General features: G+C 64.3%; 24 protein-coding genes. 6 read left to right on the top strand and 18 right to left on the bottom strand.

Translation table 11 applies throughout. The annotated features are described in order from the left end of the window. Nucleotides 1-19: 19 nt before the first annotated feature. The 10 genes from pdxJ to rpoE form a co-directional block, all read right to left on the bottom strand. Nucleotides 20-760: a pyridoxine 5'-phosphate synthase gene (pdxJ, locus tag C722_RS0108790; protein ID WP_017640154.1), complete on the bottom strand. Its 741-nt coding sequence runs from the start codon at nucleotides 758-760 to the stop codon at nucleotides 20-22. A 3-nt stretch (nucleotides 761-763) separates the two neighbouring features. After that, a complete protein-coding gene (gene recO / locus C722_RS0108785) occupies nucleotides 764-1,447 on the bottom strand; it encodes a DNA repair protein RecO (RefSeq protein ID WP_017640153.1) in 684 nt (227 codons plus the stop codon). 2 nt (nucleotides 1,448-1,449) lie between these two features. Then, nucleotides 1,450-2,355: a GTPase Era gene (gene era, locus C722_RS0108780; protein WP_017640152.1), complete on the bottom strand. Its 906-nt coding sequence runs from the start codon at nucleotides 2,353-2,355 to the stop codon at nucleotides 1,450-1,452. Beyond that, a complete protein-coding gene (gene rnc, locus C722_RS0108775; protein WP_026083739.1) occupies nucleotides 2,348-3,037 on the bottom strand; it encodes a ribonuclease III in 690 nt (229 codons plus the stop codon). Before rnc ends, era begins: the two co-directional genes overlap by 8 nt. After that, nucleotides 3,034-3,429 (bottom strand): DUF4845 domain-containing protein, encoded by a 396-nt coding sequence (locus C722_RS0108770; RefSeq protein ID WP_017640150.1) that lies wholly within the window; start codon nucleotides 3,427-3,429, stop codon nucleotides 3,034-3,036. The genes rnc and C722_RS0108770 overlap by 4 nt, the downstream gene beginning before the upstream one ends. After that, nucleotides 3,426-4,280, bottom strand: coding sequence for a signal peptidase I (lepB, locus tag C722_RS0108765; protein ID WP_017640149.1), 855 nt, complete (start codon nucleotides 4,278-4,280; stop codon nucleotides 3,426-3,428). Before lepB ends, C722_RS0108770 begins: the two co-directional genes overlap by 4 nt. Before the next feature lie 5 nt (nucleotides 4,281-4,285). After that, nucleotides 4,286-6,085 carry a translation elongation factor 4 gene (gene lepA / locus C722_RS0108760; protein WP_017640148.1) on the bottom strand — a complete coding sequence of 600 codons (1,800 nt, stop codon included), beginning with the start codon at nucleotides 6,083-6,085 and terminating at the stop codon, nucleotides 4,286-4,288. 147 nt (nucleotides 6,086-6,232) lie between these two features. Beyond that, entirely contained in the window at nucleotides 6,233-7,657 is a 1,425-nt protein-coding gene (locus C722_RS0108755; protein WP_026083737.1) for a DegQ family serine endoprotease, read from the bottom strand. A 222-nt stretch (nucleotides 7,658-7,879) separates the two neighbouring features. Then, nucleotides 7,880-8,407 carry a sigma-E factor negative regulatory protein gene (locus C722_RS0108750; RefSeq protein ID WP_017640146.1) on the bottom strand — a complete coding sequence of 176 codons (528 nt, stop codon included), beginning with the start codon at nucleotides 8,405-8,407 and terminating at the stop codon, nucleotides 7,880-7,882. 33 nt (nucleotides 8,408-8,440) lie between these two features. Next, on the bottom strand, nucleotides 8,441-9,022 hold the full coding sequence (rpoE, locus tag C722_RS0108745; RefSeq protein ID WP_026083736.1) for an RNA polymerase sigma factor RpoE: 582 nt from the start codon (nucleotides 9,020-9,022) through the stop codon (nucleotides 8,441-8,443). 331 nt (nucleotides 9,023-9,353) lie between these two features. Between rpoE and nadB the strand changes: the two genes are divergently transcribed. Continuing rightward, a complete protein-coding gene (nadB, locus tag C722_RS0108740) occupies nucleotides 9,354-10,979 on the top strand; it encodes an L-aspartate oxidase (RefSeq protein WP_017640143.1) in 1,626 nt (541 codons plus the stop codon). Here nadB and C722_RS0108735 read toward each other — a convergent pair. Both C722_RS0108735 and C722_RS0108730 read right to left on the bottom strand, forming a co-directional pair. After that, entirely contained in the window at nucleotides 10,936-11,388 is a 453-nt protein-coding gene (locus tag C722_RS0108735) for a protein YgfX (protein ID WP_017640142.1), read from the bottom strand. The two genes, nadB and C722_RS0108735, sit on opposite strands and share 44 nt — an antisense overlap. Next, nucleotides 11,372-11,629, bottom strand: a complete 258-nt coding sequence (locus tag C722_RS0108730; RefSeq protein ID WP_017640141.1) for a succinate dehydrogenase assembly factor 2 — start codon at nucleotides 11,627-11,629, stop codon at nucleotides 11,372-11,374. The genes C722_RS0108735 and C722_RS0108730 overlap by 17 nt, the downstream gene beginning before the upstream one ends. Nucleotides 11,630-11,751: 122 nt before the next feature. On the opposite strand from C722_RS0108730, the gene C722_RS0108725 reads away from it, so the two are divergent. Continuing rightward, a complete protein-coding gene (locus tag C722_RS0108725; RefSeq protein ID WP_017640140.1) occupies nucleotides 11,752-12,669 on the top strand; it encodes a folate-binding protein YgfZ in 918 nt (305 codons plus the stop codon). Between the two features lie 40 nt (nucleotides 12,670-12,709). Continuing rightward, nucleotides 12,710-13,546, top strand: a complete 837-nt coding sequence (locus C722_RS0108720) for an HDOD domain-containing protein (protein WP_026083735.1) — start codon at nucleotides 12,710-12,712, stop codon at nucleotides 13,544-13,546. Nucleotides 13,547-13,721: 175 nt separating this feature from the next. On the opposite strand, the gene C722_RS0108715 is transcribed toward C722_RS0108720, so the two are convergent. Both C722_RS0108715 and C722_RS0108710 read right to left on the bottom strand, forming a co-directional pair. Then, entirely contained in the window at nucleotides 13,722-15,125 is a 1,404-nt protein-coding gene (locus C722_RS0108715; protein ID WP_017640138.1) for a sensor histidine kinase, read from the bottom strand. After that, nucleotides 15,118-15,789: a response regulator gene (locus C722_RS0108710; RefSeq protein WP_017640137.1), complete on the bottom strand. Its 672-nt coding sequence runs from the start codon at nucleotides 15,787-15,789 to the stop codon at nucleotides 15,118-15,120. Before C722_RS0108710 ends, C722_RS0108715 begins: the two co-directional genes overlap by 8 nt. Nucleotides 15,790-16,119: 330 nt before the next feature. Here C722_RS0108710 and C722_RS0108705 point away from each other — a divergent pair, with 330 nt between their 5' ends. The 3 genes from C722_RS0108705 to C722_RS0108695 are packed head-to-tail and all read left to right on the top strand — an operon-like array spanning nucleotide 16,120 to nucleotide 19,118. Then, nucleotides 16,120-17,100, top strand: coding sequence for a tripartite tricarboxylate transporter substrate binding protein (locus tag C722_RS0108705; protein WP_017640136.1), 981 nt, complete (start codon nucleotides 16,120-16,122; stop codon nucleotides 17,098-17,100). Nucleotides 17,101-17,149: 49 nt separating this feature from the next. Continuing rightward, a complete protein-coding gene (locus C722_RS0108700; RefSeq protein ID WP_017640135.1) occupies nucleotides 17,150-17,608 on the top strand; it encodes a tripartite tricarboxylate transporter TctB family protein in 459 nt (152 codons plus the stop codon). A gap of 1 nt (nucleotide 17,609) precedes the next feature. Further along, nucleotides 17,610-19,118 (top strand): tripartite tricarboxylate transporter permease, encoded by a 1,509-nt coding sequence (locus C722_RS0108695; protein ID WP_017640134.1) that lies wholly within the window; start codon nucleotides 17,610-17,612, stop codon nucleotides 19,116-19,118. Between the two features lie 55 nt (nucleotides 19,119-19,173). Here the strand turns inward: C722_RS0108695 and C722_RS0108690 are convergent, their stop codons facing one another. From C722_RS0108690 to C722_RS0108675, 4 genes are all read right to left on the bottom strand, one after another. Then, the gene (locus C722_RS0108690; protein ID WP_017640133.1) at nucleotides 19,174-19,956 is read right to left on the bottom strand and encodes a class I SAM-dependent methyltransferase; all 783 of its coding nucleotides are present in this window, start codon (nucleotides 19,954-19,956) and stop codon (nucleotides 19,174-19,176) included. 31 nt (nucleotides 19,957-19,987) lie between these two features. Then, complete coding sequence (locus tag C722_RS0108685; RefSeq protein WP_017640132.1) at nucleotides 19,988-20,689, bottom strand: extensin family protein; 702 nt, start codon at nucleotides 20,687-20,689, stop codon at nucleotides 19,988-19,990. A 107-nt stretch (nucleotides 20,690-20,796) separates the two neighbouring features. Further along, nucleotides 20,797-21,654 (bottom strand): DUF72 domain-containing protein, encoded by an 858-nt coding sequence (locus C722_RS0108680; RefSeq protein WP_017640131.1) that lies wholly within the window; start codon nucleotides 21,652-21,654, stop codon nucleotides 20,797-20,799. Beyond that, nucleotides 21,654-22,013, bottom strand: a complete 360-nt coding sequence (locus tag C722_RS0108675) for a hypothetical protein (protein WP_017640130.1) — start codon at nucleotides 22,011-22,013, stop codon at nucleotides 21,654-21,656. The genes C722_RS0108680 and C722_RS0108675 overlap by 1 nt, the downstream gene beginning before the upstream one ends. Nucleotides 22,014-22,067 lie beyond the last annotated feature (54 nt).

The raw sequence follows: 22,067 nt of genomic DNA, 5'->3' as shown, positions 1-22,067 counted from the left end.
TTTCAGAGCAGGTCAACAGTTATTTTACGACTGAGTTGCAGCGGATCAATTCGGCCATGTCCCTGACCGCCTGCTTGAAGCCGACGAAGACCGCCTGGGCGACGATGGCATGGCCAATGTTCAGCTCGTTGATACCTGGCAGCGCCGCGATGGGCTGGACATTGTGATAGTGCAGGCCATGACCGGCATTGACCACCAGCCCGAGGCCGGTGGCAAATTCCACCGCCCTGGTTAGGCGCTGCAGCTCATGGGCCTGCGCTTCCTGGGTCTCGGCTTCGGCATAGCGACCGGTGTGCAACTCGATCACCGGAGCACCGCTGTCCTTGGCCGCCTGGATCTGCTGCAGATCGGGATCTATAAAGAGGGATACTTCCGAAGCGGGCAGTGCAGCGATGGCGTCGCGGATACGCTGGACCTGCCCCACTACATCCAGGCCACCTTCGGTGGTCAGTTCTTCCCGGCGTTCAGGCACCAGGCAGACGTGCTCGGGACGGATCTCGCGAGCGAATGCCAGCATTTCAGCCGTCAGGGCCACTTCGAGATTCATGCGGGTCTGCAGGAGGTCACGCAGCAGGCGGACATCCCGCTCCTGGATATGGCGACGGTCCTCGCGCAGATGCAGGGTGATGCCATCCGCTCCCGCCTCCTCGGCGTCCAGCGCCGCCTTGACCGGATCGGGATAGCGGGTACCCCGCGCCTGACGCAGGGTGGCGACATGATCGATGTTGACGCCCAACAGAACACGACTGAAGTCTTTCATGGCTTATTCACTTGGCTTGGCGAACAATTCGCGACTCATGAGGGGTTTGCTGCCCAGGTGCGGCGCCAGGGCTTGGCGCATCAAGCGCTTGGCAGCGCGGACTACCGTGGGATCGTCCCATTCGCCACGCTCCAGTGCCAGGATTTCAGCACCGGCCAGACAACCCGGGCGCACCTCGTCGACGGGCTCGAAGCCCTGGTCCGGAATGAAGCGATAGAGGCGCTGGGCGTCAATGGCCTGGCCATCCAGGGTCAGGGACAGCGAGAAGCCATAGCCCAGCAGATCAAGCAGACGCCATTCGAAGGTGCGCAGCAGGGGTTCGACCGGACGACCCTGGACCAGGGCAGCGAGGGTCAGACCATAGAGCTCGAAGAGGGCGGGATAGGGATCTTCGGCGGGTAGCAGCCTGACCAGCAGCTCATTGAGATAGAAGCCACTGAATAGCGCCTGCCCCTGGAGTAGAAAAGGCGGCGCCAGGGCCGCCACCTTCTGCAGATTCTTCAGCTCCCCGCGCCCGCTGAGCTGGGCTTCGAGGGGAATGAAGGGCCTGGCCAGACTTCCGGAGCGGGAGCGGGCCGCGCGCAACACCGTGCGGACCCGGCCGAAGGCGCCGAACACATCCACCAGCGCACTACTTTCCCGATAGGGGCGCGCATGCAGGACGAACAGCGGCTCGGACGCCTGCATCGCTAGAGGTCGGAGTAACCTAGAGAGCGCAGGGCGCGCTCGTCATCGGACCAGCCGCCTTTGACCTTGACCCAGAGATTGAGCATGACCTTGGCGTCGAACAGGGTTTCCATGTCCTGGCGGGCTTCCTGGCCGATGCGCTTGATGCGCTCGCCAGCCTGACCGATGAGGATCTTCTTCTGGCCATCGCGCTCGACCAGGATCAGGCCATGGATGTGCAACACTCCGTTCTCGTACTTGAATTCCTCGATCTCGACGGCGACCTGATAGGGCAATTCCGCCCCCAACTGACGCATGATCTTTTCGCGAATCAACTCGGCCGCCAGGAAGCGACTGGATCTGTCGGTGATCTGGTCTTCGGGGAAGAAGTGGTCGCCTTCCGGCAGGCGCTCGGCCACTAGCTCTTCAAGGGCATCGAGATTATGGCCGTGCTGGGCGGAAACCGGAATGAGCGTCGCTTCCGGCAGTTGCTCCTGCAGCCATTGCAGGTGCGGCAGCATGTCAGCCTTGTCTTCCAAGCGATCCATCTTGTTGACGGCGAGCAGCACCGGGCACTTCACGAAGCGGACCCGCTCCAGCACCATCTGGTCTTCGTCGGTCCAGCGGGTACGGTCGACCACGAACACCACAACATCCACATCGCGCAGGGCGGTGACGGCCGTCTTGTTCATGAAGCGGTTGAGCGCCTTCTGATTTTCCTTGTGCAGACCAGGGGTATCCACATAGATGGTCTGCACCTCACCCTCGGTCTTGATGCCGAGCATGTTGTGCCGGGTCGTCTGCGGCTTGCGCGAGGTGATGGCCAGCTTCTGCCCGAGGATATGGTTGAGCAGCGTGGACTTGCCGACGTTGGGGCGACCCACGATGGCTACGTAGCCGCAGCGCGATGCCTTCAGCTCATCATTCATGACCATTCTCCACGCCCAAGGCGATCAAGGCCGCCGAGGCAGCTATCTGTTCGGCGATGCGGCGACTGACGCCCTGCCCCGTCGTTTTCTCATTGAGCATGGCGATCTCGCATTCGACGAAGAAGACCCGGCAATGGGGCTCTCCTTCGATGGCGACCACCTCGTAGCGCGGCAGGTCGCAGGCGCGTGCCTGGAGGAACTCCTGCAGCCGGGTCTTGGGATCCTTGTTGGTATCCACCGGCGTCAACTCGCGTAGTTGCGGCCCGAGCCAGGCCATGACCCGATCCTTAGCGGCGTCCATGCCGGCATCCAGATAGATGCCGCCAATCAGAGCTTCCATGGCATCGGCGAGGATGGATTCGCGGCGAAAGCCACCGCTCTTGAGTTCACCGGAGCCCAGGCGTAGGTAATCACCCAGTTCGAAACTGCGAGCCAGCAGCGCCAGGGTCTCGCCCTTCACCAGCTTGGCCCGCAGGCGGGACAGCTGACCTTCGCGGGCCTGGGGGAAGTGATCGTAGAGGGCTTCGCCGATGATGAAGTTGAGGATGGCGTCGCCGAGAAATTCCAGGCGTTCGTTGTTGCGACCGGCAAAGCTGCGGTGCGTGAGGGCGAGCAGCATCAGGTCCGGGTCCTTGAAGGTATAACCCAGCCGACGCTCGAGGTGATCTAGAGATAAAGTCACGGGAGATTTATACGGAAATCACGATTGAAACGAACGACCAGATCGATGTTGCGGATCAGGTGTTCACGTTTTTCATAGTCGAGGTGGATCTGCAGGTGATTGCCTTCGGCTTCGACGCGCATGGCCTTTTGCAGATCGAGATCACGGATGTCGTTTACCTGCATCCCCTTCCCCACATAGCTGTAGACGTCGGACACGCTACGAATCTGGTTATCGGGATTGTCGCCGATGGATTCGATGACCTTGGTCAGAGCATTGTAGTCCAGGTAATGGGGCGCGAGTTTCATGGCCGTACTGGCCAGGAAAGCGATGATGCAGAGTGCGAGCAGACCACCGAGAAACGACAGCCCCTGCTGACGCGACGGACGACCAGGCACTCTGCGTTCATTCATCTGATGATACCTACGCGAGACAGGGTGGGCATGCTCTGCAGCTTGGGCTCCGGCCAGCTCAGCCAGACGGCGAAGGCCTTGCCGACGATGTTGCGGTCGGGAACCATGCCGAGCAGGTCACGGGGAATACTGGGATCGTCCCAGTAGCGACTATCGTTGGAGTTGTCGCGGTTGTCACCCATCATGAAGTAGTGACCGGCAGGCACCTTCCACTCATGGTCGGGTTCCACGCGGTAGCGGGTCATCTCTTCGCGAATCAGGTGCTCGGCCTTGCCCAGTTGTTCCTTGAACAGCTTGACGCTGCCCAGCGAACCCGGCTCGTCGCCCACCAGCTCCTCGCTGACGCGCTGGCCGTTGACGTACAGCTGCTTGTCGCTGGTGTAGCGGATGGTATCCCCCGGCACACCGATGACGCGCTTGATGTAGTTGACGCTGGGATCGCTAGGATAGCGGAACACCATGACGTCACCACGCTGGGGATCGCCGATCGGGATGACCTTGAGATCGATCACCGGCAGGCGAATGCCATAGGCGAATTTGTTCACCAGGATGAAATCGCCCACTTCCAGGGTCGGCTTCATGGAGCCCGACGGAATCTGGAAGGGCTCAACCAGGAACGACCTCAGGATCAGCACGATGGCGAGGACGGGAAAGAAGGACTTTCCGTACTCGACCAGCGCCGGCTCCTTGTTCAACTGCTCCAGTACCGCCGGATCGGGCTCGCTGACCTGCTGCCCGTAGGTCTGGATCGCCTTGCGACGACGCGGTGCGAGCACCAGCAGGTCGATGAGGGCCAGGGCGCCGCAGACGGCGACCGCGAGAACCAGCAACAGAGGGAAGTTCAAAGACATGGGCTTCAGCTATCCACCTTGAGCACGGCCAGGAAGGCCTCCTGAGGAATCTCCACGCTACCGACTTGCTTCATGCGCTTCTTGCCCGCCTTCTGCTTTTCCAGCAGCTTGCGCTTACGGGAGACGTCACCGCCGTAGCACTTGGCCAGAACGTTCTTGCGCAGCGCCTTGACGGTGGTACGGGCGACGATCTGACCGCCAATCGCCGCCTGGATCGCCACGTCGAACATCTGCCTGGGAATCAATTCCTTCATCTTCTCGGTCAGGGCGCGACCCTTGTAGTGCGCCTTGTCACGATGGACGATCAGGGCCAGGGCGTCGACCTTCTCGCCGTTGATGAGGACATCGAGCTTGACCAGGCTGGCGGCTTCGAAGCGATCGAAGCTGTAGTCCAGCGAGGCATAGCCACGGCTCACCGACTTGAGGCGGTCGAAGAAGTCCAGCACCACCTCGTTCATCGGCAGGTCGTAGCTGACCTGCACCTGGCTGCTGAGGAACTGCATGTCGCGCTGGACGCCACGCTTCTCGATGCACAGGGTGATGACGTTGCCCAGGTGCTCCTGGGGCACCAGGATATTGGCGCGGACGATGGGCTCGCGCATCTCGGCGACGGAGGCCAGGTCCGGCAGCTTCGACGGGTTGTCGACATAGATGGTGCTGCCATCCTTGAGCACCACCTCGAAGACCACGGTCGGCGCGGTGGTGATGAGGTCGAGATCGTATTCGCGTTCCAGGCGCTCCTGGATGATCTCCATGTGCAGCATGCCGAGGAACCCGATGCGGAAGCCGAAGCCGAGGGCCTCGGAGCTTTCCGGCTCGTATTGCAGGGCCGCGTCGTTGAGGGTGAGCTTCTGCAGCGCTTCGCGGAAGTCCTCGAAGTCATCGGAGCTGACCGGGAACAGACCGGCGTAGACCTGCGGCTTGACCCGCTGGAAGCCCGGCAGCATGGCCACGTCGGGGGTGGCACTGAGGGTCAGGGTATCGCCGACCGGGGCACCGAGAATTTCCTTGATGCCGGCGATGATGAAGCCCACTTCACCGGCCTTCAGATCGGGCATTTCGGTGTGCTTGGGCGAGAAGACGCCGACGCTGTCGACCTGGTGCACCTTGCCGGTGGACTTGACCAGGATCTTGTCGCCCTTCTTGACCCGCCCGTGCTTGACGCGCACCAGCGAGACGACGCCCAGGTAGTTGTCGAACCAGGAATCGATGATCAGCGCCTGCAGGGGCGCGTCGATTTCCCCTTCGGGCGGCGGGATGACCTTGACCAGTTGCTCCAGCACCTCGGGTACGCCCATGCCGCTCTTGGCGCTGCAGGGCACGGCGTCGGTGGCGTCGATGCCGATGATGTGCTCGATCTCGGCCTTGACCTTGTCCGGCTCGGCCTGGGGCAGGTCCATCTTGTTCAGCACCGGCATGACCTCGAGGCCCTGCTCAATGGCGGTGTAGCAGTTGGCGACCGACTGGGCTTCCACGCCCTGGCCCGCATCCACCACCAGCAGCGCGCCTTCGCAGGCGGCCAGCGAACGGCTGACTTCGTAGGTGAAGTCGACGTGGCCGGGGGTATCGATGAAGTTGAGCTGGTAGGTCTTGCCGTCCTGAGCCTTGTAGTACAGCGTGACGCTGTGGGCCTTGATGGTGATGCCGCGCTCGCGCTCGAGATCCATGGAATCCAGGACCTGGGCCTCCATTTCTCGGTCGCTCAAACCACCACAGATCTGGATGAACCGATCCGCAAGCGTCGACTTGCCGTGATCGATGTGGGCGATGATGGAGAAATTGCGGATATGGCTCAGATCACTCACGAATCAGCACTCGAATAGCCAGCAGCGGAACATCCGCCGGGAAAATAGCGGGGGAGTTTACCTGAATGCGGCAAACAAGGGGACTCGCGCCGTTCGAGCGGACAAAAAGAAGGGGCAGTCACCTGCCCCCACTCCCCTACCCGGTCCTTACTTGCCTGGCAGCTTGAAGGTGATGAAGCTGGCGCGGCCCTCGCGCACCACGCGCATCGAGATGGAGCGACCCGCCGGCAGTGCCGAGGTGATCTTCTCGAAGGCCGTGGCGGATTCGATGGGCTGGTTGTTCAGATGGGTGATGACATCGCCCGGACGCAGACCGATGGCCGCGGCGGGACCGTCGCCACTGAGCTTGTTAATGACCACACCGCTCTGGATATCCATGGTCTTCTTCTGCTCGGCGGTCAGGTTGGCCACGGCGATCCCCAGGCGATTGCTGGCCCGATCGGAACCGCGTTCGCCACCGGACGTGGCCTGGTCGTCCTTGGGCATGTCGCCCACGGTGACGCTGAGGTTCTGCCGCTTGCCTTCGCGGATGACCTCCATGTCGGCCTTGGCGCCCGGCTTGAGGTTGCCGATCAGGTGCGGCAGGTCGGCGGATTCCTCGATCTTCTGGCCGTTGACCGAGAGGATGACGTCGCCGACCTTGATGCCGCTCTTGGCTGCCGGGCCGTCGTCCAGAATCTGGGCGACCAGGGCACCGGCCGGACGATCCAGGCCGAAGGACTCGGCGAGATCCTTGTCTACTTCCTGGATGACCACACCGAGCCAGCCACGGCTGACCTTGCCTTCGGTCTTCAGCTGATTGGCCACGTTCATGGCCACGTCGATCGGGATGGCGAAGGACAGCCCCATGAAGCCACCGGAGCGGGTGAAGATCTGCGAGTTGATCCCGACCACCTCACCCTTGAGGTTGAACAGCGGGCCACCGGAGTTGCCCGGATTGATGGCAACGTCGGTCTGGATGAAGGGCACGTAGCTTTCGTTGGGTAGGCTACGGCCCTTGGCGCTGACGATACCGGCGGTGACCGAATGATCGAAGCCGAAGGGCGAGCCGATGGCCAATACCCATTCGCCGACCTTCAATTGATCGGAGCTGCCCAGCTTGAGGGTGGGCAGATCTTTGGCATCGATCTTCAGCAGGGCCACGTCGGTACGGGGATCCGCGCCGATCAGCTTGGCCGTGTGATCGCTGCGATCGGAGAGACGCACCAGGATCTCGTCGGCATCGGCGACCACGTGGTTATTGGTCAGGATGTAGCCATCGGCAGAGATGATGAAGCCGGAACCCAGCGACTGGGCCTGCTCCTGCTTGCCACGGGGACTGCGCGGCATTTGCGGAATGCTGCGCTCGAAGAATTCACGGATGCCCGGCGGCAGACCTTCCAGGTCCGGCATGGTCATGGCGCCAGCGCCGCGACCTTCGGGAATTTTCTGTCGGGTGCTGATATTGACGACCGCGGGAGACGCTGCCTCGACCAGGCCGGTGAAATCCGGCAGATCGGCCCGAGCCATGGCCGTCAGTCCCATCAGCCAGAGCCCCATCAGGGCCGCCGTGTAATGCTTTAGATTGCGCATGCGCATGCAGCTCCACTCTATCCAATGACTTGAACACATCGCTGGCGACCAGCCCTTCCCGGATGGGAGGCATAGTCAGTGACGACTGGCAGCAGAAATAGCACGCCCTTGCTGAACGATAGCTTTCGAAGCTTTTTTGCGACCTGGTCGAAAATCCTTCAGGCAAAAAAAGGGCACCTGAAGCTTAACTCCAGGCGCCCTTTCTGCGGTGAGACCAGCGAATCAACGCTGGGCAGGAACATCCTGCTTTTCACCAACCGCCGGCTGATCAGCCTTGGCTTCGGCGTTGGCCTTGGTGCTTTCTTCGCTGAAGCTGGCCAGTACGGCCGGGCTACGCGCAGGTTGCGGCACGGTCAGCTGGCTCGGCGCCTGCTGGGCCAGACCCTGGGTAGAGACGTCAGACTGATTGTACATCCGCACACCCGCCAGTACGGCGAAGGTCACGGACGCGGCAACCGCGACACGACCCAGGCTCGACCAGCGACCCTTGCTGACCTGAGCAGCGACGGGCGCTGCCGGGGCTGCGGCGACCTCATCACGCTCCAGCGTGGTGGTAACGCCCTTGGCGATGTCCAGATTCGGCATCATGGGCTCGCCGCGAATCACGGCGCTGACCATGGCGTAGCGCGACCAGGTGGCGCGCAATTCCGGGTCCTTGCTGACCTCGGCGATGACACGCCGGGTTTCGAATTCGTCCGCTTCGTTATCCATAACAGCGGACAGGGATTCCAGCAGGGCTTCACGACTCATACGTATTACCTCTCTAAAAGCTGTCGCCGCTGTCTATGCATCACGCAGCAGGGGCTGCAATGCTTTGTCTATCGCTTCCCGAGCTCGGAAAATCCGAGACCGGACCGTTCCAACCGGACACTGCATGACATTAGCAATGTCTTCGTAGCTGAGGCCTTCGAACTCACGAAGGGTCAGCGCGGTACGCAGATCTTCCGGGAGTTGCTGGATGGTACGGTGCACGGTGGCCTCGATCTCATCCCGCAAGAGGGACCGCTCTGGGGACTCGATATCCTTTAGAGCATGGTCGCCTTCATAAAATTCCGCATCTTCGGCACTGACGTCGCTGTCCGGTGGACGACGACCCCGGGCAACCAGATGGTTTTTCGCCGTGTTGATGGCGATGCGATAAAGCCAGGTGTAGAAAGCGCTATCACCGCGGAAGTTCCCGAGCGCGCGATAGGCCTTGATAAAAGCCTCCTGAGCGACGTCCTGGGCTTCCTGGGTATCGTGGACGAAACGCACGATCAGACCGAGGATCTTGTGCTGATACTTGAGCACCAGCAGGTCGAAGGCACGCTTGTCACCACGCTGGACGCGCTCGACAAGTTGTTGATCCTGCTCCTGGGTGGGCAGGGCTTGCTTGCTGTCCTTGGCTTGCAGCTCTTTATCGTCCTTGCTTTCACTATCGACGCGCGCTGCTAGACTGGGCTGTTGCACGAAAGTTCTCCCCTCCACAGCAGTTGATGAGCGAGCACTAATATGGCTGCTGATCGCTCCTGGGTGTCACTGATTTAGCTTTGGCAGATGGCTCATTCTCGTCTGGGCATTCCCGCCGCACGGATGAGCAATTATCTGTACATAGACCCTGCTCCACGCCCGCGAGTTCCCTGCTCGATGCCGCGCGATGGCTATGCCGTCAGCCGCCTTGTTCCTATACTCGCCGTCTCGGTGAGAAGGAAACGTCATGGCGCGTCATCTGGAATTCGATGTCCTGGTAATCGGCAGCGGCGCCGCGGGCCTGACGCTCGCGCTCAATCTGCCGGCGACGCTGTCGATCGCGGTCTTGAGCAAAGGCGAATTGGCGCAAGGCTCGACCTATTGGGCCCAGGGTGGCGTCGCCGCCGTGCTGGACGAGGGCGATACCGTCGAGGCGCACGTGCAGGATACCCTAATCGCGGGCGCCGGACTGTGTGACGAAGGGGCCGTGCGCTTCACCGTCGAGCACAGTCGCGAGGCCATGCAGTGGCTGATCGACCAGGGCGTGCCCTTCACTCGCGAACAGGACACCGGCAAGGGCGGCCTGGGCTTTCACCTGACCCGTGAAGGCGGCCACAGCCACCGACGCATCATTCACGCCGCCGATGCCACCGGCATGGCCATCTTCGACACCCTGCTGCGCATCGCCGAAGGCCGCCCCAACATACAGCTGCTCAGCCAGCGCGTGGCGGTGGATCTGATCACCACGGAAAAGCTCGGCCGGCCGGGCGCCCGTTGCCTGGGCGCCTATGTGCTCGACCGGACCAGCGATCAGGTGGACACCCTGCACGCACGCTTCACGGTGCTGGCTACCGGCGGGGCCAGCAAGGCCTACCTCTATAGCACCAACCAGGACAGCGCCAGCGGCGACGGTATCGCCATGGCCTGGCGCGCCGGCTGCTCGGTGGCCAACCTGGAATTCAACCAGTTCCATCCCACCTGCCTCTATCACCCCCATGCGCGGAGCTTTCTGATCACCGAAGCCCTGCGTGGCGAGGGCGCGGTGTTGCGCCTGCCCGATGGCGAACGCTTCATGCCGCGCTTCGACCCCCGCGCCGATCTGGCACCGCGGGACGTGGTGGCCCGCGCCATCGACCATGAGATGAAGCGCCTGGGCGTCGACTGCGTCTTCCTCGATATCAGCCACAAGCCGGCGGACTTCGTGCAGGAGCACTTTCCCACGGTCCATCGGCGCTGCCTGGAGCTGGGTATCGACATTACCCGCGATCCGATCCCGGTGGTACCGGCGGCGCACTACACCTGTGGCGGCGTGCGGGTCGATGCGCATGGGCGCACGGATCTCGCCGGCCTCTACGCCATCGGCGAGACCAGCTGCACCGGTCTGCATGGGGCCAATCGCATGGCCAGCAATTCGTTGCTGGAGTGCTTCGTCTATGCCCGCTCGGCGGCGCTGGACATCCAGGCGCAGGAGGCCGAGATCGTCATGCCGCGCGACCTGCCCGACTGGGATGCCAGCCAGGTGACGGACTCGGACGAGGACGTGGTCATCGCCCACAACTGGGACGAACTGCGGCGCTTCATGTGGGACTACGTCGGCATCGTGCGCACCACCAAGCGCCTGGTACGCGCCCGCCATCGCATCCGGCTGCTGATGGACGAGATCGACGAGTTCTATAGCAACTATAGAGTCAGTCGCGACCTGATCGAGTTGCGCAACCTGGCGCAGGTGGCGGAGCTGATCATCGAGAGCGCCCTTGCCCGCCAGGAAAGTCGCGGCCTGCATTTCACCCTGGACTATCCGCAGCTCGCCAGCGACGCCGCCCGGGACACTATTCTGGTGCCGCGAACCGGCGCGGGGCGAAGCGAAGCCTGACCCGCAGGCGGCGATGGGCGTCCGCGGTCAGGCTGTCACGGGCGATGCAGAGACTGCGAGTGAGTCTTTCGCCAGGCAGGCGATAGCGCAGGACCACCAGCAGCGGCAATGCCAGGCTGTCCGGGCATAATTGCACAGCCTGCCAGCCACTGGCCGGCGACCAGAGCTGCCACCCCTCGGCGCCATGCCGCAGCCGCCGCGGAACCTCGGGATAGCGCTGCTGGAGCTGCCGCTGGCGCACACGCTGCCAGGACCAGAGCACCAGCAGCGTCAGGAGAGCTTTGAGCGTCCAGGGAATGGCCGTCAGCCAGGGGCTGATCCCTGCAGCGAACGCTGCTACGGCATGCAGCCGCAGGAGGCCCGCCGAGGCGCTCCAGCGGCATTCGAAGGGCTCAAGCCGGCTGGACACGGTCCAGGATCATGCGCACGATGATCTGCAGGTCGGCGTCTTCCGGTTCGCCGCGCTGCATGAACCAGTGGAACATGTCCTGATCCTCGCACTCGAGCAGCTTGCGATAGCGCGCCTGGTCTTCGCCAGTCAGGGAGGAATAGACCTCCTTGACGAAGGGCACCAACAACACATCCAGCTCCAGCATGCCGCGGCGGCTGTGCCAGTACAATCTATTGAGTTCGGTAGCTTCGGTACTCATGGGGACTCCTGCGACAATCGGCGCAGTATAAGCCTGAAGCGCCCCATCGCGCAGTGCGCCTGACATTCACCCTGGGCGCGCCTATGATGAGCGGCTTCACTCGACACGGAGCTGCAGCCGCAATGGCCAACTCGCCGTATTTCTGCCGCTTGACCCACGAAGGCGTCCTGGCCATCCGCGGGGTCGATGCGACCAAGTTTCTCCAGGGGCAGCTGACCTGCAACCTCAATTATCTCGCTGACGACCAGGCCGGTCTGGGCGGTCGCTGCACGCCCAAGGGCCGTCTGGTCTCCAGCTTCCGCATCGTCAAGCAGGCCGACGGCTATCTGTTGGCGATGGCCGCGGAACTGGTCGAGCCACTGCTGACCGATCTGAAGAAATATGCGGTCTTCTCCAAGTCGACGCTCGCGGATGAAAGCGCCCAATGGCAACGCCTCGGGCTCTCGGCTGCGGGCTTCGCCAGTGCCTATCCCGACATCGCGCTGGGTGACCAGGCCAATGCCGTGGCGCCGCTCGATGACGGCTTCGCCCTGCGGCTGGAGGATGGCCGGGTCGAGACCTGGCGCGCGGCGGACGCAGCGGTGCCGGCCTTGCCGGAGGTCGCGCTCGATGAGTGGCTGCTGGCCCAGGTGCGGGCCGGCGTGGGCCAGCTGTTCGGCGCGACCCGCGAGCTGTTCGTCCCACAGATGATCAACCTGCAGGCCCTGGATGGCGTGAGCTTTCGCAAGGGCTGCTATACCGGCCAGGAGATCGTCGCGCGCATGCAGTACCTGGGCAAGCTCAAGCGGCGTCTCTATCGCCTGGCCGGCAGCGACCAGCCCCCTGCCGTGGGTACCGAGCTGTTCTCGCCAGTCCATGGCAGCAGCGTGGGCGAGGTGGTACTGGCCGCGCCAAGCGCCGAGGGTTGCGAGTTCCTGGCCGTGCTGCAGGGCGATGCCGTGGCTGACGGGCGCATCGCGCTGGGCAGCTCGGACGGGCCAAACTGCCGTTTACTCGATTTGCCCTACTCTCTCGACAGCGATCGTGAAATAAAGCGCTGAAGGTTGGGATCGCCTTTTCCGCTCCTCACACAGGTATGTCATGACTCCTCTTGCTGAAAAAGTTGTTCAGGATCTTCTCCACGCGATAGACACGGACCGCGTGGTGCTGCCCACCCTTCCCGAGGTGGCCCTGAAGGTCAGAGAAGCGGCCGAAGACCCCAACGTGGGCGTCGCCGAGCTGAGTCGGGTGATCGCCATGGACGCAGCCCTGACGGCGCGCCTGATCAAGGTGGTCAACAGCCCGCTGCTGCGCACCAGCAAGGAGATCACCGACCTGCAGATGGCGGTCGGACGCCTGGGCATCAACTACACGGCGAATCTGGCCACGGGTCTGGCCATGCAGCAGATGTTCCAGGCCACCAGCGACGCCGTGGATCGCAAGATGCGCGAGGTCTGGAGCCAGGGCACCGAGATCGCCGCCATCAGCCATGCGCTGTGCAAGAGGTACACTCGCCTGATGGCCGACCGCGCCCTGCTCGCCGGTCTGGTGCACCAGATCGGCGTGCTGCCGATCCTGACCTATGCCGAAGAGCAGGAAGAATTGCTGGCCAACGCCATCACCCTCGATCAGGTGACCGCGCGCATCCATCCGCAGATCGGCGAACGCATCCTCAAGGTCTGGGATTTCCCGGCCGACATCGCCTGCGTACCTCGGGAGTACCTGGCGCTGGAGCGCCAGCCCGCCGCGGCCGACTATGCCGATATCGTGCAGGTCGCCTCGCAGCTGCACGCGCAGCGTCAGGGTCAGGGTCAGCAGGAGAGCTCGGTCCAGACGCTGCCCGCCGGCATCCGCCTGGGGCTGAACAATCAGCCGGACCCCGCTCAGGATCCGGCCTTCTGGGACGCGGTGGAACAGTCGCGCACCCTGCTCGGCTGAGTCTAGGCCTGTCTGAAAAGTCGCCGAGCGAAGGTCAGGGAAGGCAAAAATCCGTGAGGAAGCGGACCGGGCTCGCGAACGAGTTTACGAGTGGTAAATGAGCATTCCGGCCGGGCTGGCGATCCAGCGAATTTTTAACGCAGCATGGCCAAGCACAGGCACTCTTAGACAAGGCCTAGGCTTCCTCGGCGGGAAATTCGACCCTTACCCGTAGCCCGCCGAGCGCGCCGTCCAGCAACTGGATGCGGGCGCGATGGGCGGCGCAGATCTCACCGACGATGGCCAGCCCCAGGCCGGCACCACCGGACTGGGGATCCAGGCGCTGAAAGCGCTCGAAGACCTTGGCCCGCGCGCTGGCGGGAATGCCGGGACCGTCATCCTCGACCTCCAGCACCGCCGGGGCCAACACCCGCACCACGATGTTGCCACCTGACTGGCTGTGGGCCAGGGCGTTTTCCACCAGATTGCAGAGCAGCTCGTTGAGCAGCGTCGGCTCGCCGATCACCGGCGCCTTGGCGAACGGCTCGAAGGCCAGGGCGACGCCCCTGGCATGGGCCAGCGGGGCCAGCGCCATGGCCAGCTCCCTGGCCAGCTCGCTGAGTTCCAGGCGCTCGGCGCCCCCTTCGGCGATGGCTTGGGCACCACTCTCGATCCGTGCCAGCGACAGCAGCTGATTGGCCAGGCGCGCCAGGCGATCGGTGCTGGTGCGGGTTTCTTCCAGGGTGGCGTACCAGGCCTGGGGCTCGCGTTCGCGCAAGCCCAGTTCGACCCGCGCCTTGATCGCTGCCAGCGGGGTGCGCAATTCATGGGCGGCGTTGGCGATGAAGTCGGCCTGGCGCTCGAACAGTCGGCGCAGACGCAGGGTGAAGCCTTCCAGGGCATGCACCAGCGGCAGCAGTTCCTGGGGCGCGCGCACCTCGGGCAGCGGGCGCAGGTCGTCCACCCCACGCTCTTCCACGGCCTGGCGCAGGCGCTCCAGGGGACGCAGAGCGGCGCCCACCGCCATCCACACCAGCAGGATGGCACCCAGCCCCATCAGCCCCAGGCGGATCAGGGTGTCGGTGAGCAGGCTGCGGGCCACCTCTTCGCGGGCTTCGGCGGTCTCGGCGACACGAATCTCGGCCATGCCGGTGAGATCCGGCTGGCTGACCGGCTGGGCCAGGCTGACCACCCGCACGTCCTTGCCGCGATAGGTGCTGTTGTAGAAGCGCGCCAGGGCCGGATAGTCGCGGGTCAGGGCTGCGTCCGGTGGAGGTGGCGGGATCTCCTCGTAGCCGGAAATCAGTCGGCCACGGGTGTCCAGCACCTGGTAGAAGATGCGTCCGACGTTGTCGTAGGCGAAGTTGTCCAGGGCGATGTAGGGCACATCGGCACGCAGGGTGCCGTTGCTGGCGGACAGGCCCGCGGCGATGGTACGGGCCGAGGCCAGCAACGTCCGATCATAGGCCACGTCGGCCAGGCGCCGGCCATTGAGATAGGCGGCCAGGCTGCTGACCGCCAGGATCACCGCGAGCAGGATGACCATGCGCAGCAACAGGCGGCCACGCAGGCTGCCAGCGGCCTTCGCCACGTCAGCCATGCTGCTCTTCCAGCAGATAGCCCAGGCCGCGGAAGGTGACGATGCGCACCGCGCCGGCTTCCAGCTTCTTGCGCAGGCGATGCACATAGATCTCGATGGCTTCGGGACTGGCTTCCTCGTCCAGGCCGAAGACTTGCGAGGCGAGCTGCTCCTTGCTCATGACCCGGCCGGGGCGGGCGATGAGCGCAGCCAGTACGGCGTGCTCGCGGGAGGTGAGCGACAGTGCTTCCTCCGCCAAGGTGAAGCGCGAGGTATTGAGGTCATAGATCAGTGGACCGCAGCGTTGCTGGCGATCCCCGCCCAGCACGCTGCGGCGCAGCAGGGCCTTGACCCGGGCTTCCAGTTCGGTGAGCTCGAAGGGCTTGGCCAGGTAGTCGTCGGCACCGAGATTGAGGCCCTGCACCCGATCCTTGACCTCGCCGCGGGCGGTCAGCATCAGCACCGGCAGGCGATCACCGCGCTCGCGCAGGCGCGCCAGGACCTCGAAGCCGTCCATGCGCGGCAGGCCGACATCGAGGATAGCCAGGGCGTAGCTCTCACTCTGCAGGGCCAGATCCGCGGCTACGCCATCGTTGAGCAGATCGACGTTGAGCCCGGCATTCTTGAGCGCCTGGGCGACGCTTTCGGCCAGTGGCGGATGATCTTCGACCAATAGGATGCGCACGCTGACAGCTCCCGCTCAAAAGATTCGAGTTTACCGGATACCGGCCAGCTGGCCTGTAGCCGGAACCGCACTATTGCTGCCTTTCACGATTGAAAGGCTGTTGAAAGCTTGGCGGTCTAGAGTGAAAGGTAGCGGTCCCAGAACCGCATGATGCTTGCCCAAGCGCCACCCCTGGTTGGCCAACAACAATAACAAGCGGAACGACATCCATGCTCGCCCTCGCGCAGCTCCACGTGCTCACCCTTCTCTTCTGTGAACGATCGCCGCCCTGGCGAGCCTGAGCCGTGTCCGCCTGTCAGCTTCTGAAATAACAACAAAAGGAAGACGTCGATGAGCACCACCTTGCGCAACCTCACCCTGACCCTGGCCGCCTCCGTGCTGCTGTCCGCCCAGGCCGTGGCCGAACCCAAGCGTCCTGAATGCATCGCCCCGGCCTCCCCGGGTGGTGGCTTCGACCTGACCTGCAAGCTGGCCCAGAGTGGCCTAGTGGAAGCCAAGTTGCTGGACAAGCCCATGCGCGTGACCTACATGCCCGGCGGGGTAGGCGCGGTGGCCTACAACACCGTGGTGGCTCAGCGTCCGGCCGATGGCGACACCATCGTCGCCTTCTCCAGCGGTTCGCTGCTGAACCTGGCCCAGGGCAAGTTCGGTCGTTTCGACGAGAAGGCCGTACGCTGGCTGGCGGCGGTGGGGGCCAGCTATGGCGCCATCGCGGTCAAGGCCGATTCGCCCTACAAGACCCTGGGTGATCTGGTCGAGGCGCTGAAGAAGGACCCGAGCAAGGTGGTGATCGGCTCCGGTGGTACCGTGGGCAGCCAGGACTGGATGCAGACGGCCCTGATCGCCAAGGCCGCCGGTATCAATCCCAAGGAACTGCGCTACGTGGCCCTGGAAGGCGGCGGCGAGATCGCCACCGCGCTGCTGGGCGGCCACATCCAGGTCGGCAGCACCGACATCTCCGACTCCATGCCCCATGTCGAGGCCGGCAACATGCGCCTCCTGGCGGTCTTCGCCGAACAGCGTTTCGACGAACCGGCGATGAAGGACATCCCCACCGCGCGTGAGCAGGGCTACGACATCGTCTGGCCCGTGGTCCGCGGCTTCTATGTCGGCCCGAAGGTCACCGACGAGCAGTACAACTGGTGGAAAGCCAGCTTCGACAAGCTGCTGGCGTCCGACGACTTCGCCAAGCTGCGTGATCAGCGCGAACTCTTCCCCTTCGCCATGACCGGTGCCGAACTGGATGCCTATGTGCAGAAGGAAGTCGCGCGCTACCGCGGCATGGCCAAGGAATTCGGCCTGATCCAGTAACAGAGCCCCCGCCCCTGGCGCCCCTCCGGGCGCCTTCGAGGATGTCGACATGATCTTCCAACGCGCCTTCATGGCGGTCTGGCTGGTGGCCGGACTCGTCATGCTGTTCATCGCCCGGGATTACCAGGCGCCCTTCTCCTACGAGCCGGTCGGTCCGCGGGCCTATCCGATGCTGATGTTCGGGCTGATGAGCCTGGGCCTGGCCTATCTGATCATTCGTCCCACGCCGATCGGCGACGGTGAAGACCAGAAGCCGCTGGACGCTTCCTCGCTGCGCAAGGTGGTGGCCTGCTGCGTCATCCTGCTGGGCTATGCCCTGACCTTCCAGCCGCTGGGCTTCCCCTTGAGCGCCTTCCTGACCGCCACCCTGTGCGGCCTACTCTATGGCGGCCGCCTGATGCCTTGTGCCCTGGTCAGCCTGCTGCTCTCGGTAAGTCTCTATGTGCTGTTCGACCGGGTGATGGAAGTCCCCCTACCCCTTGGCGTGCTGGAATTCCTGGAAGGCTGACATGGAAACCTTGAATTTTCTGATGCAGGGCTTTGGCGTCGCCATGACGCCGACCAACCTGATCGTGGCGCTGATCGGCACCCTGATCGGTACCGTGGTGGGTTTGTTGCCGGGTCTCGGGCCGATCAACGGCATCGCCCTCTTGATCCCGGTGGCCTTCGCCCTGGGCCTGCCGCCGGAAACCTCGCTGATCCTGCTGGCGGCGGTCTATCTGGGCTGCGAATACGGCGGCCGGATCTCCTCGATCCTGCTGAACATCCCCGGTGAAGCCGCGACCATGATGACCTGTCTGGACGGCTATCCGCTGGCACGCCAGGGCATGGCGGGCGTAGCCCTGTCGCTGTCGGCCTGGAGCTCCTTCATTGGCGCCTTCATCGCCACCTGCGGCATGGTGCTGTTCTCGCCGCTGCTGGCCAAGTGGGCGATCGCCTTCGGTCCGGCGGAATACTTCGCGCTGATGGCCCTGGCCATCCTCAGCCTCTCCGGCATGGCCGCCGAAAAGCCGGTCAAGACCCTGGTCGCCGCACTGTTCGGCCTGGCCATCGCCTCTGTGGGCATCGACGCCAACAGCGGCGTCTATCGTTTCACCTTCGACAACGTGCACCTGGCCGACGGCATCGACTTCGTGATCCTGGTACTGGGCCTGTTCTCGGTGAGCGAACTGCTCCTGCTGCTGGAGCAGACCCACCACGGTCAGGTGGCGGTCAAGGCTACCGGGCGCATGCTGTTCAACGTGCGCGAAGCGCGCAGCGTGTTCATGGTCAACCTGCGCAGCTCGGTGAGCGGCTTCATCATCGGCGTGTTGCCGGGCGCCGGCGCGACCCTGGCCAGTGCCCTGGCCTACACCACCGAGAAGCGCATGGCCGGTGCCGATGGCAAGTTCGGCAAGGGTGACCTGCGTGGCCTGGCCGCACCGGAAACCGCCATCGGTGCGGCGGTGTGCGGCAACATGATTCCCATGCTGACCCTGGGCATCCCCGGTTCGGGCACCACCGCGGTGATGATCGGCGCCCTGACCCTGTACAACATCACCCCCGGCCCGCTGCTGTTCCAGAACGAGCCGAATCTGGTGTGGGGTCTGATCGCCTCGCTGTTCATCGCCAACGTAATGCTGCTGATCCTCAACGTGCCCATGGTGAAGATGTTCACCAAGATCCTCGAGGTGCCGAACTGGTCGCTGGCCCCAGCCATCGCCATCATCACCGGCATCGGCGTCTACGCGGTGCACGCCACCACCTTCGACCTGGTGTTGATGGTCTGCGTGGGCATCTTCGGCTACATCATGCGCAAGCTGGACTTCCCGCTCTCACCGCTGCTGCTGGGCTTCATCCTCGGCGAGCTGATGGAGACGAGTCTGAGACGCGCACTGTCGATCTCCAACGGCGAAGTGGGCATCCTCTGGCAGAGCGGCATCAGCCAGGCCATCTGGATCGTCTGCATCCTGATGGTGGCCCTGCCCTTCTACCGTGCCTGGCGCAAGCGTCGCGCGCCCAAGGCCGCGACCGTCTGAGGTCGGCGACACCCGCGCCCGCGGCCGGAGTCCTTCCGCCCGCGGGCTTTTTCATTCAGGAAGATTTGAAGCTCTTCTTCGGATAGATGTCGTAGCGGCTGGACTTGCCCTCCAGCACATAGCCCGGTTTCACCCCTTCGATGGCCGGCGCCTTGCGCGGGCGCTTGACCACCACCCGGTGACTGGCGCGGGCCAGGGCGGCGGCGAGCAAGGCCGGGGCGTCCAGGTCGTCGCCCACCAGCGGCCGGAACAGACGCATCTCCTTCTTCACCAAGGCGCTCTTGTCGCGGTGCGGGAACATGGGATCCAGATAGATCACCTCGGGCGTCTCGCCCTGCTCGCCCTGCAGGTAGGCGGTGGAGTCGGCCGGCACCAGGGTCATCAGGGCGGCAATGCCGGCCGCTTCAGGATCCCGCGCCGCGCGGGCCAGGCCGTCTTCGAGCAGGGCGGCGATCAGCGGCTGGCGCTCCAGCAGCGTCACCGGGCAACCCAGGGTGGCCAGCACGAAGGCGTCGCGGCCCAGACCCGCGGTGGCATCGAGGATACGCGGGCGCACACCCGGCCCGACCCCGACCGCCTTGGCGATCATCTGGCCGGCGCCGCCGCCGAACTTGCGTCTATGGGCCGCTGCGCCCTCGACGAAATCCACCCGCACCGGACCCGGCGCCTCCGGGGCGCGCTGGACCAGTTGCAGGCCTTGAGCGCCGAACTGCAGGGCGAACTCTTCGGTGGTGGCGGTACCCAGGGGCAGGCCCAGGCGCGCGGCCCAGGCAGCGGCAGCCTCCGTGTAAGCGGGTTCCAGGGCTTCGACGATAAGCGCGGGGCGGGCGGTGGACATGGGCGACTCGCTGGCGAAAAGACCGTGCATTCTACCGGCAGACGCGAAAGCCACCCATGTCGACATGGAAATGATCGCGGTGCGCCGCGTTGTAGTCCGGTCCCAGGGTGGTATTGAAGGAGCGGCAGGCCCCGTCGCGTACCAGCCGCAGAAAGCGCTGGGCCTGGGGATCGCCCTTCCAGTCCCGCGCCACGCTGATGCGCCGACCGTCGGCCAGGCGCAGCCCGGCGATGTCCAGCGCATTGGCGGTGGCGTGCTGACTGCGCCGGCCGCTGGCGCGACCGTAGATGTTGCGGCAGGCGAAGCTGCCATAGTGCTCAACCTCGGCGACCCGCTGGCCATAGACGGCTTCGGCGGCCGGTTGCAGGGCCTGGCGTTCGAACAGCGCGAAACTCACCGCCAGCGGACAGCTGGCGACGAAGCTGCCGTTGAGGCGCACCCCTTCCCCCCGCTGGATGCGTACCGCCCGCTCCAGCGGGCAGTCGGCCGAACCGGGATTGCCGCGCAATTCGCGAAAGCTGAGCGCCGAGGTGGCCAGGGACGCCGCGCAATAGTCGGCATCGGCCTGCAGACGCCAGAGCTTGAGCCGGGTGACGGCATTGGCGGGTGCCTGGATATTCAGTGGCGCCCAGGGGTTGTAGGCCGGCGGGATGCGCAGCCAGCCCTGGTCGAAGGCGGTGTGCAGACCGCTGTAGAGCAGGATGACGAGACCGAGCAGGTGTCTGGCTTTCATGCGGCGCGCCGAAGAGGATTCGCAAAGCGGAATCCTCATCAGACCGGAGCGGCCAGCGGGAATGCCGGCGAAAACGTCGCCAAACGTATCGCGGCGGACGCCAGGGGCTAGAGCAGGCCGAGTTGCTCGGTGTCGGCGGTGCTCAACTCGGGCAACGCCGGCAGGCCGGGCAGGCGTTCGCGCAGCTGGGCATGGAATCTCAGGGCCAGTTCGGGCGCCTGGCGATTGTCCGGGGTGTGCAGGAAGACATAGGGTACCTTGCCCCCTTCGATCCAATCGGCCACCCGGGTCACCCACTTGGCCAGGTAGTAGTCGTTCGCCGCCAGCTCCAGGCGACCGATGAAGCGCACCTGGGGATGCTCGCTGAAAGCCAGGGCACGGGCCGGTACCCGCGGCTTCTTGGCCTGGGCCAGGCGCACGGCCGGCTCACTCGGATCGGCGCTGAACAGGGCGGCGGAATCCAGGCCGACGCGTTCCACACCCAGCTCCATGAGCAGGCGATTGAGCGCGCGCTCGGTTTCGCCCTTGTCGAAAAAGGCCAGGTGCCTGACCTCCACGGCCAGGGCGCAACGCGGCGCCATGGCCGAAAGAAAGACCTTCAGCTCATTGAGCCGATCCGGACCGAAGCCCGCAGGCAGTTGCAGCCACAGCGGACTGGCCCGTTCGCCCAGGGGCGCCAGCAATTCCAGAAAGGTGCGGGCGCTGGAGAGTTGCACCCGCAGATCCTCGGCATGGCTGATGTCCCGGGGAAACTTGGCGCAGAAGCGAAAGCCGGCCGGCATCAGCTCGGCCCAACGGCGAATGGTGTCCGCCGAGGGCCAGGCATAGAAGGTGGTGTTGCCCTCCACGGCGTTGAACACCTGGGCATAACGCGACAGGAAGTCACCCGGGCGCAAGCCGTGGTAGAGGCTTTCGCGCCAGGCGTTGTCGTTCCAGGAGGGACAGCCGAGAAGGTACGGCAGCATCAGGCGTAGAGATCGAGGCCCACGACGCTGGAGGAGCCATCCGGCTCGGCGCCGAGGGCGGCGGTGCTGCCGTAGCTGGCCAGCGCCTGTTGCGCACGCGCGGTGAGCTGACTGGCGAAGCGCCCTTCGCGCTCGCTGAGCACCAGACCATTACCACCGCCATTGCCGGTATCGGTCGCCGCGGTCGCCTCGACACGGCGGACGGGCGCGACGTCATACCGGGGATTACCCGTGGCCTCACGGGCGATGGCGTTCTGACGGGCGGCCTCGTCCTGCGCCACCTCGCGTACGGGCGTGACCGCGCGCGAGGAACGATTCAGGGGATAAGCAGAGGAGGAATAGCCGCTGTCAATGCGCATGGCAGGTCCCGAACGGATGGCACTACTCTAAGTAGGGTCGAAAGCTATGACAAT

Origin of the sequence: Pseudomonas sp. 313, from assembly GCF_000316965.1 — a bacterium.
Taxonomy (GTDB): Bacteria; Pseudomonadota; Gammaproteobacteria; order Pseudomonadales; family Pseudomonadaceae; genus Chryseomonas; species Chryseomonas benzopyrenica.
Note: the sequence above shows the minus strand (reverse complement) of the source record. Positions and strands in the feature narration are given on the sequence as shown.

What these genes read in the sequence shown, in the direction of transcription:
- pdxJ (WP_017640154.1), bottom strand. Translation starts at nt 760, where the DNA reads ATGAAAGACTTCAGTCGTGTTCTGTTGGGCGTCAACATCGATCATGTC.
- recO (WP_017640153.1), bottom strand. Translation starts at nt 1,447, where the DNA reads ATGCAGGCGTCCGAGCCGCTGTTCGTCCTGCATGCGCGCCCCTATCGG.
- era (WP_017640152.1), bottom strand. Translation starts at nt 2,355, where the DNA reads ATGAATGATGAGCTGAAGGCATCGCGCTGCGGCTACGTAGCCATCGTG.
- C722_RS0108770 (WP_017640150.1), bottom strand. Translation starts at nt 3,429, where the DNA reads ATGAATGAACGCAGAGTGCCTGGTCGTCCGTCGCGTCAGCAGGGGCTG.
- lepB (WP_017640149.1), bottom strand. Translation starts at nt 4,280, where the DNA reads ATGTCTTTGAACTTCCCTCTGTTGCTGGTTCTCGCGGTCGCCGTCTGC.
- C722_RS0108755 (WP_026083737.1), bottom strand. Translation starts at nt 7,657, where the DNA reads ATGCGCAATCTAAAGCATTACACGGCGGCCCTGATGGGGCTCTGGCTG.
- C722_RS0108750 (WP_017640146.1), bottom strand. Translation starts at nt 8,407, where the DNA reads ATGAGTCGTGAAGCCCTGCTGGAATCCCTGTCCGCTGTTATGGATAAC.
- nadB (WP_017640143.1), top strand. Translation starts at nt 9,354, where the DNA reads ATGGCGCGTCATCTGGAATTCGATGTCCTGGTAATCGGCAGCGGCGCC.
- C722_RS0108730 (WP_017640141.1), bottom strand. Translation starts at nt 11,629, where the DNA reads ATGAGTACCGAAGCTACCGAACTCAATAGATTGTACTGGCACAGCCGC.
- C722_RS0108725 (WP_017640140.1), top strand. Translation starts at nt 11,752, where the DNA reads ATGGCCAACTCGCCGTATTTCTGCCGCTTGACCCACGAAGGCGTCCTG.
- C722_RS0108720 (WP_026083735.1), top strand. Translation starts at nt 12,710, where the DNA reads ATGACTCCTCTTGCTGAAAAAGTTGTTCAGGATCTTCTCCACGCGATA.
- C722_RS0108715 (WP_017640138.1), bottom strand. Translation starts at nt 15,125, where the DNA reads ATGGCTGACGTGGCGAAGGCCGCTGGCAGCCTGCGTGGCCGCCTGTTG.
- C722_RS0108705 (WP_017640136.1), top strand. Translation starts at nt 16,120, where the DNA reads ATGAGCACCACCTTGCGCAACCTCACCCTGACCCTGGCCGCCTCCGTG.
- C722_RS0108700 (WP_017640135.1), top strand. Translation starts at nt 17,150, where the DNA reads ATGATCTTCCAACGCGCCTTCATGGCGGTCTGGCTGGTGGCCGGACTC.
- C722_RS0108695 (WP_017640134.1), top strand. Translation starts at nt 17,610, where the DNA reads ATGGAAACCTTGAATTTTCTGATGCAGGGCTTTGGCGTCGCCATGACG.
- C722_RS0108690 (WP_017640133.1), bottom strand. Translation starts at nt 19,956, where the DNA reads ATGTCCACCGCCCGCCCCGCGCTTATCGTCGAAGCCCTGGAACCCGCT.
- C722_RS0108685 (WP_017640132.1), bottom strand. Translation starts at nt 20,689, where the DNA reads ATGAAAGCCAGACACCTGCTCGGTCTCGTCATCCTGCTCTACAGCGGT.
- C722_RS0108680 (WP_017640131.1), bottom strand. Translation starts at nt 21,654, where the DNA reads ATGCTGCCGTACCTTCTCGGCTGTCCCTCCTGGAACGACAACGCCTGG.
- C722_RS0108675 (WP_017640130.1), bottom strand. Translation starts at nt 22,013, where the DNA reads ATGCGCATTGACAGCGGCTATTCCTCCTCTGCTTATCCCCTGAATCGT.